The following is a 13,525-nucleotide window of genomic DNA, read 5'->3' on the forward strand; positions in this document are numbered from 1 at the left end:
ATTTACGCCCAAACCAACAATTCAATAACCACACAGAATCCCATAATCTATGATTTTCATTACTGGTGCCACTGGCTTTGTCGGTAGCTACATTTGTCGGGCATTGCTTCTCCGCGGAGAAAAACTGCGCTGCCTGAAACGCCCCACAAGCTCTATGGCGCTACTGGAGGATGTACAACATTTAATAGAATGGGTGGAAGGGAGCATCAATGATATTTTGTGGCTCGACGAGCAGATGCAAGGTGTGGAGAAGATCATCCATGCGGCAGCGATGGTGTCTTTTGATGAAGGACAAAAAGAAGCCCTCGATCAAAATATCGAACTGACCAAAAACCTGGTCAATGTGGCACTATCCAAACCTATTAAACAATTCCTGCAAGTCAGTTCCATTGCCGCTATTGGTCAGGCGGCCAAAGGGGAGGTAATCAGTGAAAAACACCACTGGGAGAACAGCATGCAGAATGTGTCCGATTACGCTTACTCCAAGCACCAGGCAGAAATGGAAGTATGGAGAGGCATTCACGAAAGCCTGCCTGGGGTTATTGTAAACCCTTCGGTGGTTTTGGGCCCTTGCCCCTTCCAACAAAGTACTGGAAAATTACTGTCCTACATCAAGGAAGGCAACACCTATTATACTGATGGCAGCATTTCACTGGTGGACGTCAGGGATGTTGCAGAAGCCGTGGTCGGTTTGATCGAAAACAATACTGTGGGCGAACGCTTCATCCTCAATGCTGGGGAGTTGACTTATCTGCAATTTTTCTCATCTCTAAGAGCGCATTGGCAACTGAAAGGCCGATTGAAACAGGTGGGAAAAACCACCCTTTCCGCCGCACGGTTCCTCGAAGGCACTACCCAGTTTTTCACTGATAAAAAGCGCCAAATCAGTCAGGATATTATTCGGCAGGTAGGTCAGCACAGCGTGTACTCAAGCGAAAAAATTGAGCAACACCTTGATTTTCATTTCCGCCCATTAGCGGAAACAATCGCCTGGACCTGTGCATCTATTTCATCATTTGATAAGACTTTTTAAATATTTTTAGTTTTTTCATCCTTTCAACCTACACAAATACAATTCAATTTTAAAGATTTTTGTACCTTGTGAGTTGATCTGTTGATTTTAGTGCCATCTGGCCATAAAGGATCAACAGCTATTTGTCTTGACAAGTTGTGGAGTTTCACCATTTGTTTTTTCGACAATCTGAAGAATAATCTATGAAAGAGTCACATCACAATCGGAAGGAGAAGCAAGAGATTATTCAGTCTTTTGAGGACTGCCTGGCCAAAGACCAACATCCATTGTTGAGCTTTGAAAGCTATCAGATCCTTATGGAGTTTTATATGGAAAAAGGTAATGATCAAATGCTGAAAGCAATCCTTGATTTGCTCAGCACTCAGTTCCCTTTTTCCGAAGAAGCGAAACTTGCTAAAGTGGAGCTTTTGGCCTTCATGCTTCAGTACGACGATGCTTTGGACTTGCTGGAAGAGACCCTTTCAATCTCCCCAACCAATGCAGACGCTCTCATACAAAAAGGTGAAATTTTGATCGTGCAGGAAAAATACGAGCAGGCACAGGCCTGTCTGGAATTGGCCCTGACCTTTCATCATGAACCCGCAGAAATATGGTATAACCTTGGGCTTATTGCTCAGGCACAGGAAAACCACCAGGAAGCCATTAATCGCTTCAATCAAGCCCTTGAAACGGACCCTAAACTTGATGGGGCCTGGCTGGATTTAGGCTACAACCTTGAAATGGTGGACCGCCCTGAAGATGCCAAAAAATGTTACGAGCACTTCCTGAATCTCGACCCTTTCTCCTCTACGGCCTGGTTTAACCTTGGCGTGGTATGTTGCAGGCTCGAAGACATGGAAAGAGCCATTGAAGCTTATGACTTTGCCCGTACCCTTGAGGAGGATTTCGCTTCGGCGCATTTCAACCTGGGGAATGTGTATATGAATGTTGAGCAATTTGACAAAGCTGCCCAATGCTACCAGACGGTTCTTGACCTTGAAGGCAGCTCGGGAGAAACCTTTTGTTACCTGGGTGCCGCCCTGGAACACCAGGGGCTTACTCAAAAGGCCGTGAAAAAATACAAAGCCGCCGTTGATTTTGACAAAGAATACGACGACGCCTGGTTTGGGCTGGCCTCCTGCGCCATCAAAATGAAAAAACCGGCAGAAGCCAAGCATTTTGTTGGAAAAGCACTGGATCTTACGCAGGACAAGCCCGTGTACTGGCTTATTGCCGCTGAAGCGGAACGTTTGCTCGGGAATGTCGAGGCTGCCGAGAAATGCTTCAGAAGTGCCAAAACCTATGGAGGTATCACTGAAGAGTTGTACATTCACTGGTCAATGATGTATTACCAATGCAATGATTTGCAACAAGCCTACAACAAAATATCCGAAGGCCTTGTAGATCTGAAAGATAATGCCAAGCTCAACTTTATTGCTGCGGCATACCTTTTGCTTAATCATCATTACGAACAAGCGATCGAGTACCTGAAAACAGGTTTGGAACTCGATCAAGGCAAGTTCGATTCCCTTTTGGATTTCTTCCCTTCGCGGAAAACCCAAAAGGCTTTATTTGAATTTATTAATCAGTATAGAAAAGATCATATATAATGAACTACTTTTTGAAGGATATCCCTGAAAGGACTCAAAAACCGAGACAATCGGGCTGTACAATGGTCATGGACAAAGGCCTTAGCCTTAGACAAGTCGAGGACTTTTTGAGCAGTGCTGGAGCATACACAGATATCGTGAAGTTGGGATTCGGGACATCCGCGGTTACGCCTAACCTTCAGGAAAAAATCAACCTGTACAAAGAAGCGGGTATTCCTACCTATTTCGGTGGAACACTTTTCGAGGCTTTCCTTGTACGTGGCCAGTTTGAAGATTATGTGCGCACCTTGCATAAATTTGGTGTTGAGCATGTAGAGGTTTCTGACGGATCTATTGAATTGCCGCACGATGTAAAGTGTGAGTACATTCATAAGCTTTCAAAGGAGTTCACCGTACTTTCTGAAGTAGGCTCTAAAGATGCTGAAAAGATTATCCCTCCATACAAATGGATTCAGTTCATGCAGGCTGAGCTTGACGCTGGCGCATGGAAGGTGATCGGCGAGGCCCGTGAGGGAGGAAATGTGGGTCTTTTCCGTTCTTCAGGAGAGGTACGCTCAGGATTGGTAGAAGAAATTTTGACAAAAATTCCTTCAGAAAAAATCATCTGGGAAGCCCCTCAAAAAACACAGCAGGTATGGTTCATCAAACTTTGTGGCCCGAATGTAAATGTTGGAAACATTGCGCCTAACGAGGTTATTCCATTGGAAACAATCCGTTTGGGACTCCGTGGCGATACCTTTATGGATTTTCTATCCAATAAAAACTTTGAAGAAACGATCATCTAAAGCTCTTTTCTTGCACAATATTGAAGCGATCTGTCATTGGCAGATCGCTTTTTTATTTTCCATTCCTTGATCATTTAGGTATATTTATCCTTCATAAACACAGCAAGGCTCTTGCTCAATGTATAATTTACGAATTCATGAAATCCCAAATTACACTTTTTCTTAAAGGAGTCGCCATGGGCGCTGCCGATGTTGTCCCTGGCGTATCAGGAGGAACCATTGCCTTTATCACTGGCATTTACGAAACCCTGATCAACAGCATTAAATCGGTCAATGCTACCGCCCTGAAATTGCTGTTTTCTTTCCAGCTCAAAGCTTTTTGGGAATACATTAACGGAACATTTTTACTGATCCTGTTCGCGGGTATTGCCACAAGCGTACTCTCTTTGGCCAAACTGATCACCTACCTGCTCGAACACCACCCGATCCCAATCTGGTCATGCTTCTTTGGGCTGATCATCATATCGGCAATTTTAGTCGGCAAGCAAATCAGAAAATGGTCTGTCCCTGTATTACTGACAGGAATCGCAGGTATTGCGATAGCCTATTTTGTAACCGTAGCTACACCTACAAGCACCCCAGAAAACTATGGCTTTATCTTTTTATCGGGCGCCATTGCCATATGTGCAATGATACTCCCAGGAATTTCTGGAAGTTTTTTGTTGTTAATTCTCGGAAAATACGCTTTTATATTAAACGCGATTAAGAATTTACAATTGGACGTCATTGCTGTCTTTGGTGCAGGCTGTGTCCTCGGTTTGGCGTTATTCAGCCGTTTTATCTCCTGGTTACTTTCCAAATACCACGATTTAGCGGTAGCGCTGCTGTCTGGCTTCATGATCGGCTCCCTGAACAAAGTGTGGCCGTGGAAAGAAGTGCTTTCAACACGCATCAACAGCCACGGGGAAGAAGTAGCCCTGATCACCAAAAATATTTTACCAAGCACCTATGGACAACATGCCAATCCGCAAACACTGGTTGCGATCATTTGTATTGTGGGGGCTATTGCATTGGTGTTCGGATTGGATTATTTTGCTTCAAGAAGCAATACCAAACAAGCATAGCGCATTGTCCTAAACCTTTTAATTCAACCCTATGAAACTTTTAGGCCTTATTGGAGAAACCCTCGACTACTCTTTCTCAGAAAAATATTTTACAGAAAAATTCAAGAAAGAAGATATTGAGGGTTTTGACTACAAACTATTTGAAATTCCTAACATTGAATCTTTCCCTGAACTGTTGGAAACCAACCCCAATTTTGCAGGGATCAATGTTACGATTCCATACAAAAACGACATTATCCCGTACTTGAAATCCCTCGATGAAAGTGCCCAGAAAATTGGTGCCGTAAATGTGATTAAATTTACAGATCAGGGGCTTGTTGGTTATAACTCCGACTATTATGGCTTCAGGAATTCCGTCACGAAATGGATCGGGGAAAACCTCAGCAATATTACCGATGCGCTCGTATTGGGCACCGGAGGCGCTTCAAAGGCCGTTCGCGTTGCTTTAACCGATATGGGGATCAATGTGAAAATGGTATCAAGAGATCCGCAGAAAGCAGACTATACCTATAAAGCGCTGAAAGAAAACCCTGAATTGGTTGCCACACACACTCTGATTGTCAATACCACGCCCCTGGGCACCGCACCCAACGAACTTGACAAGGTTGATTTGCCTTACGAAGCCCTAACCTCCAAGCATTATTTGTACGATGTGGTGTATAATCCGGAGATTACAGCCTTTATGCAAGAAGGATTACGCAAAGGAGGGAAGGCCAAAAATGGGTACGAAATGTTAGTACTTCAGGCAGAGAAAAGCTGGGAGATTTGGCTGGATGGCCAAACGCCTGTAGCCCCACAAAGCGAAACAACATAATTTAGATTCACCAATAGGAAAATGGAGTTTAAACTGACCTCAGAGTATAAGCCAATGGGCGACCAGCCTCAGGCAATTGCAGAACTTACCCAGGGCCTTGCCAATCAGGAGCGTTTTCAGACCCTGCTCGGTGCAACAGGTACGGGAAAGACCTTCACCATGGCCAATGTGATCGCCCAGTCGGGGAAGCCCACATTGGTATTGGCGCACAATAAAACTTTGGCGGCTCAGCTTTATGGCGAGTTTAAGCAGTTTTTCCCCGAAAATGCGGTGGAATACTTCATTTCCTATTATGACTATTACCAACCCGAAGCCTACATTGCGGCCACCAATACCTTCATTGAGAAAGACCTGATGATCAATGAAGAAATTGAAAAATTGCGATTAAAGGCCACCTCGCAGCTTTTAACAGGCCGCAGGGATGTGATTGTTGTCGCTTCGGTATCCTGTATTTATGGTATCGGTAACCCCGAAGAGTTTGGCAAAAATGTGCTCTCTTTCAAAGTCGGAGACAGCGTGCCGAGAAATCAGTTTTTGTTTGCGCTCGTGGATATTCTTTATAGCCGCACTGAAGGGGAATTCCGTCGGGGAACTTTCAGGGTAAAGGGCGATACCGTGGATATCTATCTCGCCTATGCCGATTTTGCCTACCGATTCTACTTTTGGGGAGATGAAATTGAGGCCATTCAGACCATCGACCCAGCATCTGGCAGAAAAATTTCCGATGAAACCGCCACCACCATCTTTCCTGCCAACCTTTTTGTTACAGGCAAAGACACCATACAGGAGGCTATCAAGCAAATTCAGGATGATATGGTCAAGCAGATTCGCTTCTTTGATGAAGAAGGCCGACCAGAAGAATCCAAGCGTATTCAGGAACGTACAGAATTCGATCTGGAGATGATCCGTGAGCTGGGCTATTGTTCGGGCGTCGAAAACTATTCCCGCTATTTCGACCGACGACAACCTGGCCAGCGCCCCTTCTGCCTGCTGGATTATTTCCCCGACGATTATTTGATTATGATTGATGAAAGCCACGTAACCTTGCCTCAGGTACGCGCCATGTATGGTGGCGACCGTGCGCGTAAAGTAAACCTGGTAGATTATGGCTGGCGGCTACCAGCAGCAATGGATAACCGTCCGCTGAAGTTTGAAGAATTTGAAGGGATGATTAACCAGATGGTCTTTGTCTCCGCCACACCTGCAGATTACGAACTCCGCCAGTCTGACGGCGTTATTGTGGAGCAGATCATTCGACCAACAGGGCTGCTGGATCCCAAAATTGAGGTGCGCCCATCCATCAATCAGATTGATGATTTGATGGAGGAAATCGACAATCGAATCCAACGTGATGAGCGAACGTTGGTAACGACCTTGACCAAGCGAATGGCGGAAGAGTTGACCAAGTTCCTTGAGCGTGCCAATATTAAATGTGCATACATACACTCGGAAGTCAAAACCCTCGACAGGGTGGAAATTCTGCGTGAATTACGCCTCGGTACTTACGATGTGCTCGTTGGGGTAAACTTGTTAAGAGAAGGCCTTGATCTGCCAGAAGTTTCCCTGGTAGCCATTCTTGATGCTGATAAAGAAGGCTTCCTGCGCTCTACAAAATCCCTGATTCAGACCATTGGCCGAGCCGCCCGTAATGAGGATGGTACGGTGATTATGTATGCCGACAAAATGACCGATTCCATGAATACGGCCATTGAGGAAACCAACCGACGACGTTCAATTCAGCAAGCCTACAATGAGGAACATGGCATCACGCCGAAAACGATACGTAAATCTCGTGAGGAAATTCTCGGGCAAACCAAAGTGGCTGATAATAAAAAAGAGGCACAAGAATATTATGTAGAGGAAAACCAGCCTTCACTTGCCGCCGACCCTGTTTTGCAGTATGCGAAAAAGGAGGACATCGAAAAGATGATCGCCAAAACACAGAAAGAAATGGAAAAAGCGGCCAAAGCACTCGACTTTATCGCTGCCGCAAAATTGCGGGATGAACTCTTCGCCCTCAAAGCCCAGCTGGAGAAATAATGCGGTTCAAAATCCCAAATCGAGCTGTTGACCACCTGAAGCAAATTCCTGAAATGGCTTTACTGATTCAGCATTGCCCCAATTATGCCCCCAGGGAGATCATCAAAGATCCCTTTGAGGGCATGGTTTACAACATCATCTTTCAGCAAATTTCCTTCGAAGCTGGCCTGACTGTTTTCAAACGCTTCTCCCGTTTATTCCCTCAGGGCATTACCCCTACACACCTGCTGGCCATACCCACAGATCAATTACAGGCCTGTGGTTTATCTTTCAGAAAAGTGGCCTACTGCCAGAATATTGCACAGGCATTTCTTAAAAAGCCCCTTTTTTTCAGTCGTCAGAACTTACTGACAGAAGACACCGAAACCATCAGCACTAAACTACAAAGCATCAAGGGAGTTGGCCAATGGACGGTTCAAATGTTCCTGATGTTTACCTTACAAAAAGAAGATGTTCGTGCTTTTGGAGATTTGGCCATCAGAAAAGGCATCGCATGGCTCATGCAATCCGATGGCGAACTCAGCAGAACAGACTTCAAAAAATTCACGGACCGTTGCGCACCTTACAATACGTATGCACATTTCTTCCTCTGGGAAATAACCCTGCAGCAGTTCTTTAAGTACCCCAGTATTTTTCACCTTCCTATCCAACAATAATCATATTACTTAGATTATTATTCCCCCTAAATAATCAATCCCCGATTTTCGGGCTAAATCCTTTCAAAAACGGCCCGCTATTCTAAAAATATTTCAATAAAGACTTATATTGACAGTACATTAATTCAACTCCTTTATGCTGTTAATTGCGCTATTAATTATTGTCGGAATTATCCTTTTGCTCGTAGAAGTCATCTTCGTTCCTGGAACTACTTTTGTGGGCGTAATCGGGGCTATTGCCGTGATTTTCGGGATTTATCTTTCCTACACTGAGTTAGGCACAAGTGCTGGTCATTGGGTATTGGCAGGCTCTTCAGTGGTAGGCATCATCCTATCTATTTATGCCTTTCAGTCCAAACCATGGTTGAAAATGTCTAACCAATCGTCTGTTGAAGGTCGTGTCAATACTCGGGATGCTATCGGGCTGATGATCGGACAAGAAGGCTTGACCACTTCTGCCTTGAAACCTGTAGGCAAAGCACTCTTTGGTGAAACCGAAGAGGAGGTCAGTACCCGAGGGCTATTTCTGGAGGCTGGCACAGCCATCGAAATCATTGAAATTTATAAAAACAAAATAATTGTTCAACCTTTAAAAATTAAAGAATGACACCATTTGCTCCTATTATCGCGATATTACTCGGGATATTTTTATTTTTTATTATTCTATATTTTATCCCAGTAAACCTATGGATTACTGCGCTATTCTCTGGGGTGAGAATTAGTCTTGGCGAATTGGTAGCAATGCGTATTCGTAAAGTGCCACCAAGCATTATCGTTAATCCTTTGATTACGGCCACAAAAGCAGGATTGAAAATTTCCACCAATGATCTGGAAACCCACTACCTTGCGGGTGGTGATGTGCAGAATATCGTACGTGCACTAATTTCTGCGGACAAAGCCAATATCGGATTGAACTTCAAATCAGCTACTGCTATTGACCTTGCGGGTAGAGATGTATTTGAAGCCGTACAGATTTCCGTAAATCCTAAAGTGATCACCACGCCAAAAGTAGCTGCTGTAGCTGCCGATGGTATTCAGTTGATTGCCACTGCCCGTGTAACGGTTCGTGCCAACATTCAGCAGTATGTCGGTGGTGCTGGTGAAGATACTATCCTCGCTCGTGTGGGTGAAGGTATCGTAACCTCGATTGGTTCCGCTCAGTCTCATAAAGAAGTATTGGAAAACCCTGATAAGATTTCAAAACTCGTATTGCAACGCGGTTTGGATGCAGGGACTGCTTTCGAGATTTTGTCGATTGATATTGCAGATGTAGATGTAGGAAAGAACATCGGTGCGATATTACAGACTGATCAGGCACAAGCCGATTTGAAGGTCGCGGAAGCAAAAGCGGAAGAGCGCCGCGCAATGGCTGTTGCTGAAGAGCAGGAGATGAAGGCTAAAACACAAGAAGCCCGCTCTAAAGTAATTCAGGCAGAAACCTCTATTCCATTGGCCATTGCGGAAGCTTTCAGAAATGGCAACCTTGGCGTAATGGATTATTACAAATTCCAGAATATTCAGGCGGACACGGACATGCGTCGTTCAATTTCTGATGATGATGATTCATCTACCGATAAATAATCGGTCATAAAACTAAAAAACGGCAAGCCTCATTTGAAGCTTGCCGTTTTTTTTGGTCTGAACATTGGCTGCTCAGGCTTATTTTTTCAATCGACTGATCGCAAGATTATGCGCTTTATCGTAATGGTGAATCAGGTTATGCCAGTCAAAGAAAGTAGAGTTATGCTCTGTTTTGTTTCTTTGAGAAATTCGCTGGCGACGATCCATTTTAATGAATTTATGCAGCTTATAAGCCAACTGGTCTGCTCCTGCATCAAAATTGGCATTCTTCCTGTCAATAACGTAAATCCCTTTTTCTTCGTGATCCTGCAAGTTGTTCACTACATAATCACCAAAACCTGCCAAATCCGAGGTTACTGAAGGAACACCCGATGCCATAGCCTCAAGTGGTGTGTAGCCCCATGGTTCATAATAACTTGGGAAAACCCCCAAATGACAACCACGAACAAACTGACCATACTCCATTCCAAACAACGGGCTCGCTGGCGAAATGAAATCAGGGTGATAAACCACCTTCACGCGATCATCCTCATGATTGAGCAGATTGGCATTTCGTAGGTAGTTCAAAATTTCATCATCCTGATCATCTTCAAGGTTGTGCGTTACAACAGATGGCAAGCCTCCACTTTTCCATGACTGAAGCGTACGGCGGAAACGTAATTTCCAGTACTCATCCACAAAGTCATTCAACTCAGGCAATCGGTGATCGTTACTCGATGCCGCCGCATAAAATAAGCGCTCCCCAATCTGATTTTGGATCATTTTTGTCGTGTAGCGCAACTCTTCCATCACTGCACGCGATTGCAACACCGATGGGTTCACACTATGGTAAGGGCGCTTAGTGATGAAAAACATCACAATATTGATATCACTTTGCTCCTGCTTCAAGCGATAATTCAACTTCGCCAAAGCCTCCAAAGTGGTATCGAAGCCTTTATTTTTATATTCAAATCTCCCTGACGTGAAGAAATAAACAGTATTATCTAAATCGAAAGTGTAGCTCGGAAAGAAGTGGGCCATCACAAACTGATGGATCTTTTCTTTATACTCCTTATGTAAGTTCTGGAACTCGTGGAGTGCCGTAAACCGTTCGATATTTAAACCGTTAGGCGTGATCTCGTCAGGCTTGCGACCCAAAAGATGAATACACTCCTGCCCTGTAACATCCGAAACCGTTGTTAAAACGTGTGCTCCATGCGCTGCGGCACGTTCAATACGTACCTGCGGTTCAATATTGAAATTAATCGCTTCTTGTTCCCAGTCAAAGAAAGGCAAGTGCTGATAGAATTCGTGGTCATTCGCTGCCAAATAACGCCCAAGCATTGTAGCATGCGTGGTAAAGACGGTAGAAATATCCACATTGTCTCTGCGTAATTCAGGAATTGATGATGCCGACATCCATTCATGAAAATGCCCAATAATCTTTTTGCTCTTTTCTTCTTCAGATAATAGTGAAAAGAAAATCCTGTTCAACTCACCAAAAGCGATGGTTTTATCCAGCAGATCGTCATGCGAAGGCAATGGAATACCATGGTGATCCCACAGTGCATATTTAATTTCCCCTAAGCGATCCTGCACCGATAATGGGTTCACCAAAACCACCTTCGGCTTACCAGTCACCAGCCATTCGCCATAATGGACATCAATCCCCGAGGCTTGCATGCGCTTGACCGCACGGCAAACACTGCTCTCTTCATCCAAGGGTAACGGCTCGAAAGCGGCGGAAGCTTGCTCCTCAACATAGGGGCCCAGCAGGGTGTAGTTATCCTCCCACTTTTTCACCATCGTGGGGGCTTTGGAACGAATTACGGTATAAATACCGCCTACTTGGTTACAAACTTCCCATGCAACTTCAACTAAGAGCGTCTTGGAAATACTGCTTTTAGAAATCCTTCTATTTGTTACTTTATTGGTCCTGTTAAACTTTGGCATAAAAAAGTGAAAATAATACGCTGAGCTATTGATTTGTGATACAAAAAGTGATCTTTTTCCTTTAATAATAAAAGGTTTAAATCAATGTAATAATACAGCAAAATTTACCGAACTGCAAACCTTTGCATAGTAGATAAAGACAAGATGAATATATTTGTGTAATAATTTAATTCAATGAAGCACCAGATAGAAACAGAACGTTATTTCATCGCCATTCTTCCCCCTGAACAGATAGCCGCTCAGGCTCAGGCGTTAAAAGAAGAGGCTGCTAATCAGTTCGCTACGAAAGGCGCACTGAATTCCCCACCACACCTGACATTGCACATGCCTTTTATGTGGAAAATCAAAAAAAATGAACGATTAATCGATAGTATTAGTGCGTTCTGTCGGGAGCAAAACAGCTTTAATATCCAACTAAAGCAATTGAGCTGCTTTGAGCCTCGGGTGATATTTATAGACGTGGCAGAGAACAAACAACTTGTTCAATTACAATCGGCACTTAAAAAATGGCTCAAAATAAATTTAAATATCTTCAATGCCGACTATAAGGAACGTCCGTACCATCCGCACCTGACCATCGCCTTTCGGGATTTGAAAAAGGCGGTTTTTCCTGCTGCCTGGGCCTATTTTAAACAAAAAGAATTTCAGGAAGACTTTAAAGCCGATGCCCTCTACCTGTTAAAGTATCAGGATAAAAAGTGGGAGGTCTTCAAAAAGTTCCCGTTGCAAGAGGGCTAAGCCAACCCACAGGCATTTGTTGCCCTCGACGCCATTACTGATTTCTAAGCTCAAAAACTGCAACCTGATTGCCCTGCGTGAGGCGCTCACTTCGTACCCCTTGCGGGTCGGTCAGGTTGACCAGGTTTTGCTGATCGCTGAATAAACGGATGAAAAGCGTATTGCTCACCTTCACCTTGGCTTTCGGCTTCACCTTTTCAACAGACCAGTATATCCAGATGGCGCCATCTTCGGTCTCCATGCCTACAAAATTAAAGGGTTTGGCTTTTCCGTTAACTGAAAAAATGACATGCTTTTCAAGATAAGCCTCTATCAGTTGCTTAGGCAAAGGCTGATCATAATCAATTTCAAACCCTGTATCTGCCTTGATGGCGTCGGCAAGATCATCCATAAAAACCTTCCCTTCCACCTGTAGCACCTTTTGCGCAGGCTTGAAATAAATATCCAGTACACTGATATGAAAGGGGTGGGCAAGCGCCCTCTGCTGAATCATGAATAAACAAAAAATCAGCCCTATAATTACAAATATTCTCTTCATACCTCTTGATTTGATCAAAAAATCAGTTGCTTCCTCTATTTTTTTTGTAATTTAACAAATTATCGACACAAAAATCAGCTCTTAACCTCTCAGTAAGCAATACGCTTATGGTGGGTAGTACAAAAGGGACATTATTTTATGAGTACTTTTCACGTTTTTTTTGAAATGGGCATGCGCCACATCCTGGATTGGAACGGCTATGACCATTTACTGTTTGTTATTGCGCTATGCCTGTCGTTCTCTGTTTCGTCATGGAAAAAAATCATTGGTCTGCTCTCGGCATTTACCATCGGGCACAGTCTTTCTTTGGCATTATCAACCCTGCATATCATCAGGGTAAACAGTGATATTGTTGAATTTTTAATTCCGCTGACGATCTTCCTGACTGGTTTACACCACCTGATCAGGGGTAAAAAAACGTCACAAAAAAACAGCTACTGGTATGGCTATGGCATCGTTATCGCATTTGGATTAATACATGGAATGGGTTTCAGCTCTTACCTTTCTGCGCTATTGGGAAGATCTGAAAGTATTATTACACCGCTTTTGGCTTTTAACCTCGGTTTGGAAGTGGGGCAGATCGTCATTGTACTTGCTTACTTTGCCCTGTTCTACCTACTGAATACCATCATAAACCACCTTCAAACCTATTGGAAGCCCGCCTGGACTTTCATCATCCTTGCCGTTTCTGCAAGCCTGATGTACCACGCACGTTTCTGGTAATATTTATGACCTTTACTTTTGCTTATCATTAA

Annotated in this window: 13 protein-coding genes; 11 read left to right on the forward strand and 2 right to left on the reverse strand. The window is 43.9% G+C overall.

Annotated elements, in window-relative coordinates; all coding sequences use genetic code 11:
* Positions 1-49: 49 nt before the first annotated feature.
* From AABK40_RS12200 to floA, 9 genes are all read left to right on the forward strand, one after another.
* On the forward strand, positions 50-1,033 hold the full coding sequence (locus AABK40_RS12200; protein ID WP_338397172.1) for an NAD-dependent epimerase/dehydratase family protein: 984 nt from the start codon (positions 50-52) through the stop codon (positions 1,031-1,033).
* A 182-nt stretch (positions 1,034-1,215) separates the two neighbouring features.
* On the forward strand, positions 1,216-2,622 hold the full coding sequence (locus tag AABK40_RS12205) for a tetratricopeptide repeat protein (protein WP_332921364.1): 1,407 nt from the start codon (positions 1,216-1,218) through the stop codon (positions 2,620-2,622).
* Positions 2,622-3,407 carry a phosphosulfolactate synthase gene (locus tag AABK40_RS12210; RefSeq protein ID WP_332921365.1) on the forward strand — a complete coding sequence of 262 codons (786 nt, stop codon included), beginning with the start codon at positions 2,622-2,624 and terminating at the stop codon, positions 3,405-3,407. Before AABK40_RS12205 ends, AABK40_RS12210 begins: the two co-directional genes overlap by 1 nt.
* A gap of 137 nt (positions 3,408-3,544) precedes the next feature.
* Positions 3,545-4,471 (forward strand): polyprenyl-phosphate transporter, encoded by a 927-nt coding sequence (locus AABK40_RS12215; RefSeq protein ID WP_332921366.1) that lies wholly within the window; start codon positions 3,545-3,547, stop codon positions 4,469-4,471.
* Between the two features lie 31 nt (positions 4,472-4,502).
* Positions 4,503-5,285, forward strand: coding sequence for a shikimate dehydrogenase family protein (locus AABK40_RS12220; protein ID WP_338397173.1), 783 nt, complete (start codon positions 4,503-4,505; stop codon positions 5,283-5,285).
* Between the two features lie 21 nt (positions 5,286-5,306).
* Complete coding sequence (gene uvrB / locus AABK40_RS12225; RefSeq protein WP_332921368.1) at positions 5,307-7,325, forward strand: excinuclease ABC subunit UvrB; 2,019 nt, start codon at positions 5,307-5,309, stop codon at positions 7,323-7,325.
* Positions 7,325-7,981, forward strand: a complete 657-nt coding sequence (locus AABK40_RS12230; RefSeq protein ID WP_338397174.1) for a DNA-3-methyladenine glycosylase family protein — start codon at positions 7,325-7,327, stop codon at positions 7,979-7,981. The genes uvrB and AABK40_RS12230 overlap by 1 nt, the downstream gene beginning before the upstream one ends.
* Positions 7,982-8,117: 136 nt before the next feature.
* Positions 8,118-8,588: an NfeD family protein gene (locus AABK40_RS12235; protein ID WP_332921370.1), complete on the forward strand. Its 471-nt coding sequence runs from the start codon at positions 8,118-8,120 to the stop codon at positions 8,586-8,588.
* Positions 8,585-9,562 (forward strand): flotillin-like protein FloA, encoded by a 978-nt coding sequence (gene floA, locus AABK40_RS12240; protein WP_332921371.1) that lies wholly within the window; start codon positions 8,585-8,587, stop codon positions 9,560-9,562. Before AABK40_RS12235 ends, floA begins: the two co-directional genes overlap by 4 nt.
* Positions 9,563-9,640: 78 nt before the next feature.
* Here the strand turns inward: floA and AABK40_RS12245 are convergent, their stop codons facing one another.
* Positions 9,641-11,494 (reverse strand): glycosyltransferase, encoded by a 1,854-nt coding sequence (locus tag AABK40_RS12245; protein WP_332921372.1) that lies wholly within the window; start codon positions 11,492-11,494, stop codon positions 9,641-9,643.
* Positions 11,495-11,668: 174 nt separating this feature from the next.
* On the opposite strand from AABK40_RS12245, the gene thpR reads away from it, so the two are divergent.
* Entirely contained in the window at positions 11,669-12,232 is a 564-nt protein-coding gene (gene thpR, locus AABK40_RS12250) for an RNA 2',3'-cyclic phosphodiesterase (RefSeq protein ID WP_338397175.1), read from the forward strand.
* A gap of 34 nt (positions 12,233-12,266) precedes the next feature.
* On the opposite strand, the gene AABK40_RS12255 is transcribed toward thpR, so the two are convergent.
* Entirely contained in the window at positions 12,267-12,770 is a 504-nt protein-coding gene (locus AABK40_RS12255) for a DUF6702 family protein (RefSeq protein ID WP_338397176.1), read from the reverse strand.
* Positions 12,771-12,908: 138 nt separating this feature from the next.
* Between AABK40_RS12255 and AABK40_RS12260 the strand changes: the two genes are divergently transcribed.
* Positions 12,909-13,493, forward strand: coding sequence for a HupE/UreJ family protein (locus tag AABK40_RS12260; protein ID WP_338397177.1), 585 nt, complete (start codon positions 12,909-12,911; stop codon positions 13,491-13,493).
* Positions 13,494-13,525: the final 32 nt, after the last annotated feature.

The organism is Persicobacter psychrovividus, from assembly GCF_036492425.1.
GTDB lineage: Bacteria > Bacteroidota > Bacteroidia > Cytophagales > Cyclobacteriaceae > Persicobacter > Persicobacter psychrovividus.